The sequence below is a fragment of the Bradyrhizobium sp. genome (assembly GCF_016462955.1).
Taxonomy (GTDB): Bacteria; Pseudomonadota; Alphaproteobacteria; order Rhizobiales; family Xanthobacteraceae; genus Bradyrhizobium.
Genome location: NZ_JAEMSD010000841.1, coordinates 1 through 789 on the forward strand (window position 1 = coordinate 1; position 789 = coordinate 789).

At 65.5% G+C, this 789-nt stretch carries 2 pseudogenes; both read left to right on the forward strand.

Going from position 1 to position 789, the window contains the following annotated elements:
* Positions 1 to 398, forward strand: a pseudogene (locus JHD07_RS39045) (hypothetical protein); the annotation flags it as partial.
* Positions 395 to 789: pseudogene (locus JHD07_RS39050) on the forward strand (UbiA family prenyltransferase); the annotation flags it as partial. The pseudogenes JHD07_RS39045 and JHD07_RS39050, both read left to right, overlap by 4 nt.

Below are 789 nucleotides of genomic sequence, written 5' to 3' on the forward strand. Positions count from 1 at the left end.
GCATGAAGGCGTTCGTTCCGCTGCGCGAGGAGGCCGAGAAGCGCGGCAAGCTGATCAAGGCTGCGAGCGACCGTCACGCGCCGCCGGACGAGGCCTGCAAGCTGATCCGCAATTTCAGCCAGGCCGAGACCAAGATGATCAAATACATCGAGGCCAACTCCGCCAAATGCGGAATCCCGCCGCAGGTCGGCGCGCAGATGAAGGACGGCCACAAGAACACCGAGGCCATGGCGGCTAAGGTCTGTAACGTTGCAATGCAGATGCAGCAACAGCAGGCGCGCCCCGCAGGCCCGTCGCTCAGCGAGGTGCTGGGATCGGGATCGGCGCCTGAGGCCAATGTCGGCAAGAAGGGCGGCAGCACCTTCGATACGCTCAACGGCAACGTCCTGACCCGATGAGCGACACATCCGCCCGCGTTGCCGATTCCACCGGCAACTGGGTCGATACGCTGGCCCCGCCATGGGCGCGGCCCTATTTGCGCCTCTCCCGTTTCGACCGTCCGATCGGCTCCTGGCTTCTGTTGATGCCGTGTTGGTGGTCGGCTGCGCTCGCGAGCGGCATGGCGCATGACGTCCGCGCCCTACCGCTCACCATCGTGCTGTTCTTCGTCGGCGCTTTCGTGATGCGCGGGGCGGGCTGCACCTGGAACGACATCACCGACCGCGACCTCGACGACAAGGTCGAGCGTACTCGCTCGCGGCCGCTGCCGTCAGGGCAGGTGACCACGAAGCAGGCGCTGGTCTTCATGGTCGCGCAGGCGCTGATCGGCCTCGTGGTGCTGTTGCAGTT